Here is a 5,347-nt window from a genome sequence, read left to right as displayed (position 1 = left end):
TGAAGCTCTGGTTGTATTTTTAATAATCTCATTCCTAAGGCCTCCGTTATTTATATATAATTAAATTATTCTTATTTACACTTATAAGCCGCTTTTAAAAGCGGCTTATATTTAAATTATTAATTTTCAGCTTTAATTAAGCCCAGATTTCTTCATCAGTTGGAACTTTAGCATCTTTAATAACCATACCTATTCTTGATACGTTTATTAAGTGTTTGTAATCGAAGTTCTCTGAAATTACATTATTACCCCAAGTTCCACATCCTAAAGTTGTAGTTGGAGCAAATCCATTAGTTAATGATCCACCTGCAGTTGTTGATGATGGAGCATTTACAACTAATCTACTTACTGTTAAGTTAATTCCTGCGTAGTCAATGTGTTCTTGGTTGTTTGAGTGAATAGCAGCTGAGTGACCTTTTCCTTCTACATCTAAGTTAGTTTGAGCTATTTTAACAGCTTCTTCAAATGTTTCATATTTGAAAGTAGCCATCACTGGGCACATTTTTTCTTTGCAAAGATCATCTTCTACACCAATTCCACTAGCTTTTAATAATATAACTTTTGTTTCTTGTGGAACTTCTACTCCTGCAAGTTCTGCAACTTTTTGTACTGATTGGCCAACAACATCTTTGTTAATATGTCCATTTACAAAAATTACTTTTCTGAACTTATCAACTGTTGCTTCATCTTCAATATAGTAACCACCATTTGCTACAGCAGCTGCTATAACTTCATCATATTTATCAGCAGGAGCTATTATAGTTTGTTCTCCTGAACAGATTATACCATTGTCAAATTTTCTTCCAGCTATTATTTTAGCTGTAGCATCAGCAAAATCAACATCTCTGTCAACTATAACTTGTACGTTACCAGCTCCAACTCCATAAGAAGGTTTTCCACTTGAATAAGCAGCTTTAACAACTCCCATACCACCTGTAGCAACAACTACATCTACTGCTTTCATAAGTTCATCAGTTTTATCTATTGAAGATTCTCTTATAACTTGAATAGCATTTTCAGGACATTTTACTCCTTGATCTTTTAACGCTTCCATTATTAAATCTACTGTATGTGCACTACATCCTTGTGATCTTGGGTGTGGAGCTACTATTATAGCATTTCCACCTTTTATTGCAAACATTGAGTTACACATTGGAGTAACAATTGGGTTTGTAGTTGGAGTAACTGCTCCTACAACTCCTACTGGTTTAGCAACCATAACAAGACCTTTTGCTTCATCTCTATCTATTATTCCAACTGTTTTCTTATTTTTTATATTATTGTAGATAGTTTTAGACTTTCCTTTATTCTTACCAACTTTATCTTCATAAACTCCCATTCCTGTTTCTTCAACAGCCATTTTAGCTAATTTTTCTGCATTATCATAAACAGTTTTTGCTATTACTTTAACTATAGCATCAAGTTCTGCTTGAGTATATGTTGCTAATTCTTCTTGAGCCTTTCTAGCTTTTTTCATAAGTTCTTGAATAAATTCTTTGTTATCCATTTTAAAATTCCTCCCAAGTTTTTGTTTTTATATTTTTAAGTATTTAAATTAAATACTTTTATGTTATCAAATCTTTTTTTAGTTTTTACTTGTTTAATAATTATTATTTTTTTAATTTCATTGTTCCATTTTTTTGGAATCTAGAATGCCATGAAAGAGCTTCGTCTAAAATATGTGGAGTATGTTTAGCTCCACTTTCTATTGATCTATTGTAATAATCTAAAAGCATAGGTCTATAATCTGGATGAACACAATTATTAATTATAGCTAGTGCTCTTTCCTTTGGACTTAATCCTCTTAAATCTGCAACTCCTTGTTCAGTTACTATAACCATAACATCATGCTCAGTATGATCAACATGAGAAACCATAGGAACTATTGAAGATATATCTCCATTCTTAGCAGTAGATGCTGTTGTGAATATTGTAATATATCCATTTCTAGCAAAATCTCCTGATCCACCTATACCATTCATCATTTTTGAACCCATTACATGAGTAGAATTTACATTACCATATATATCTACTTCTAAAGCAGTATTCATTGCAATGATTCCAAGTCTTCTAGCAATTTCTGGATTGTTACTAATCTCTTGTGGTCTTAATATTATTTTATCTTTGAAGAAATCAATTTCTTCTAAGAATTTTTCAAATCCTTCTGGTGAAGCACTTATTGATGTAGTTGATATTAAATCTGCTTTACCACGTCTTAACAATTCTAACATAGAATCTTGTACAACTTCTGTATAGCATGTTAAACCTTCGAATTCTGAATCACATAAACCATAAAGAACTGCGTTAGCTACACTTCCTACACCTGATTGAAGTGGAAGTAAATTTTTAGGAAGTCTTCCTTCTTTAACTTCTTTTCTAAAGAACTTTAATATATTATCTGAAATCATTTTAGAAACTTCATCCGTAGGTGTCAATGGTCTAGCTTTATCTTTCATATCAGTTTTTACTATAGCAATTATCTTGCCAAGTCCACACTCTATGTATGGTGTACCTATTCTATCTTTTGGATGAGTTATTGGAATAGGCTTTCTATACGGTGGTTTTTCAGTAGTATATATATCTGCCATACCTTCTAATTTCATAGGCTTTGATGTATTTATTTCAACAATAACTTTATCTGCACTTTTTATAAAAGCAGGAGCATTTCCTATTGCTGTTGTAGGAATTATATGTCCTTCTTCTGTTATAGCTAAAGCTTCTACAATCGCTACATCAACTTTAGGTAAAACGCCATAATTTAAATATTGAGTCGAGTGACTTAAATGCATATCTATATATTCTACATTTCCTGCATTAATTTCATTTCTTAATGAAGCATTTGTTTGATAAGGGAGTCTTTTTGCAATAATTCCAGCTTCTGCCCATGCTCCATCAACTTCTGGTCCTAGTGATGCTCCTGAATATAGAGTCAATCTCATTTTTTCCCCTGTTTTTTTTACCTTATCAGCAAGAGTAAGTGGCACAACTTTAGGATATCCAGATGGCGTAAATCCACTTGTTCCTATAACCATCCCATCTTGTATAAAATTAATTGCTTCTTCAGCGGTCATTACTTTTTCTAACAACTCACTATTTCTTATTCTTTCATTAAGCATTTTCCCCACTCCTATTCCTTATATTTGACAAACTATAAATTATAGTTTGTCAAATATAAAATTGTGCAAAATTTATTTAATAAACTTTCAATTATTTTTAATAAGCCTTATGATTTGTTGTTAATATTTTAACACGGATCTCTGTAATAAAACAATGAATTTTGTAAAATATTTTACTACATTGGTAATTTATGAAGTATAATTGTAAAAATAACCATTCCTAATAGTGCAAATGGATAAGTTGCACCATATCCAGCTGCTGGATCATCACTACCAACTGCACTTATAGCTGCTCCAAGCCCTGGTGTAGCTGTCATACCTCCACATATAGCTCCAGATAACATAACCCAGTTAATTTTAAATACATATCTTCCTACAAGATATCCTATTGACATTCCAACAATTCCAACTACAAGTGATACTAATCCTAAGTAAGCACCTGATCCAAGTAATGCTTCAAATACTTTATAACCATACTTTAATCCAACTACTGCAAGGAAGAAAGATAAAGCTATATATCTTACAACACCTAGTATCTTATTATCCATTCTGAAATTTATAAATCCTATTTTTCCTATATGCCCAAAAATTAATCCAGCTATTAAAACTCCACCTGTAGATCCTAGACTAAAGTCGCCTAAAGGTCCCATCCATATTTTTATTCCCCCTATAAGATATCCAAGTAAGCATACTAAAGAAAAAGCTATAAGATCAAAACTTGTTTCTTTTATTTCTTTTCTTGGTCCTGCTTCTGCTCTAGCTTTACTCATTTCTTCAGTAAACTTTTTCTTTTCATCTTCTACATTTATTCTAAATATTACAGGGAAGAAATTAACTGCAAGTATAACTATTAAAACTCCAAAAGGATATCCTATGGCGTGTCCTACTCCAACACCTGCCTCTGCATTAGAAATAAATTTCGCCTTGAGCTCAGGTGTAATCTCTTTAGTGTTTTCTTTGTTCATTTTACCTGAAGGATCTAATATTTTTAAAAATTTATCTTTTTCTCCATCAGTCATTGTCTTGAAATCCACAGTTTTTCCAGTAGCATGTCCTCTCGCAGTTTCTATTGCTGCTGCAAGTCCTGGTGAACTTGTTAATGCTCCTGTATAAACTCCTGATACTTCATAAGGACTTGAGTTCTTACTAAATAAAGTCATTCCATAAGTTGCTGCTGCTCCAGCAAAAGTAACTAAAAAGCCTAAAATTACAAATTTAGCTCCATATTTCTTCAAAACAATTCCCATATCTTTTGCTGCTAAAAGCCCAACTGCTGCAACAAATAGTATTAAAAAGAGTTCAAAATAACCTTTATCAACAATACCAGACTTCATCATATCCTGTGCCGCTTTAAATCCAGGTGTAGCTTTTCCTGATGTAATTATTTTATTACCATAAGCATATACTCCCCATCCTACTACAAGCCCTGTAAAAAGGCTACCTGAATCTCCAAAACTAAATCTTCCAAATTTTATTCTACCAAAAATCAGTCCTGTAAAAACTGTAACAAACATCAGCGTAAATGGATTCATAATCCAGGAAGCAAAATCAAATTTTATCATAAATTCACTTCTCCTTTATTTTTAATAAGTTTTTGTTTAAACCATTTATTCTGTCAAAATTTTAATATAATTTAATATAAGTGTATATAAGTACTTTCTAACGCTTATTTCTCAATAACTTTTGTTAATATTTTAACATTTTTGTGTAAATAAAAATTATGTTTTTAAAACTTATCATTAAATCTCTTTTCAAATTCTTCTATTAATATTGGTCTAAAATTTGGATGAGCTATATTTATTAAAGCTCTTGCTCTTTCTCTTAATGTTTTTCCTTTTAGCTGAGCAATTCCATATTCTGTAACAATATAATCAACATCATTTCTTGAAGTTGTTACAACTGCTCCTTCATCTAAATTAGCAACTATCTTAGAAACCTTACCTTTTCCAGCTGTTGAAGGCATAGCTATTATAGACTTGCCGCCTTTTCCCATAGTGGCTCCTCTTACAAAGTCCACTTGTCCGCCAACTCCGCTAATTTGTTTGTTTCCTACACTTTCTGAACATACTTGACCCATTAAGTCAACTTGAACACATGAATTAACTGATATTAAATTATCATTCTTAGATACTACTACTGGATCATTTACATAATCAACAGGATACATTTCTACCATAGGATTGTTATTTACAAAATTATATAGTCTTTTAGTTCCCATAAGGAATGTTACT

General features: G+C 31.6%; 4 protein-coding genes. All 4 read right to left on the bottom strand.

All coding sequences use genetic code 11. The features are described from left to right. Window positions 1-136: 136 nt before the first annotated feature. The gene (locus OW729_RS19190) at window positions 137-1,507 is read right to left on the bottom strand and encodes an aldehyde dehydrogenase family protein (protein ID WP_268063139.1); all 1,371 of its coding nucleotides are present in this window, start codon (window positions 1,505-1,507) and stop codon (window positions 137-139) included. A 103-nt stretch (window positions 1,508-1,610) separates the two neighbouring features. Further along, a complete protein-coding gene (locus OW729_RS19185; protein ID WP_268063138.1) occupies window positions 1,611-3,116 on the bottom strand; it encodes an acetyl-CoA hydrolase/transferase family protein in 1,506 nt (501 codons plus the stop codon). Window positions 3,117-3,292: 176 nt separating this feature from the next. Further along, on the bottom strand, window positions 3,293-4,678 hold the full coding sequence (locus OW729_RS19180; protein ID WP_326498391.1) for an aspartate-alanine antiporter-like transporter: 1,386 nt from the start codon (window positions 4,676-4,678) through the stop codon (window positions 3,293-3,295). Window positions 4,679-4,842: 164 nt separating this feature from the next. Then, a partial coding sequence (locus OW729_RS19175) for an acetyl-CoA hydrolase/transferase family protein (RefSeq protein WP_326498390.1) occupies window positions 4,843-5,347 on the bottom strand: 505 nt, incomplete at its 5' end.

The organism is Clostridium brassicae, assembly GCF_026738875.1.
Taxonomy (GTDB): Bacteria; Bacillota; Clostridia; order Clostridiales; family Clostridiaceae; genus Clostridium_H; species Clostridium_H brassicae.
This window is presented reverse-complemented; position numbering and strand designations above follow the sequence as displayed.

Excerpts from the sequence above, each read along its gene's own strand:
- OW729_RS19190 (WP_268063139.1), bottom strand. The coding sequence starts at position 1,507 with ATGGATAACAAAGAATTTATTCAAGAACTTATGAAAAAAGCTAGAAAG.
- OW729_RS19185 (WP_268063138.1), bottom strand. The coding sequence starts at position 3,116 with ATGCTTAATGAAAGAATAAGAAATAGTGAGTTGTTAGAAAAAGTAATG.
- OW729_RS19180 (WP_326498391.1), bottom strand. The coding sequence starts at position 4,678 with ATGATAAAATTTGATTTTGCTTCCTGGATTATGAATCCATTTACGCTG.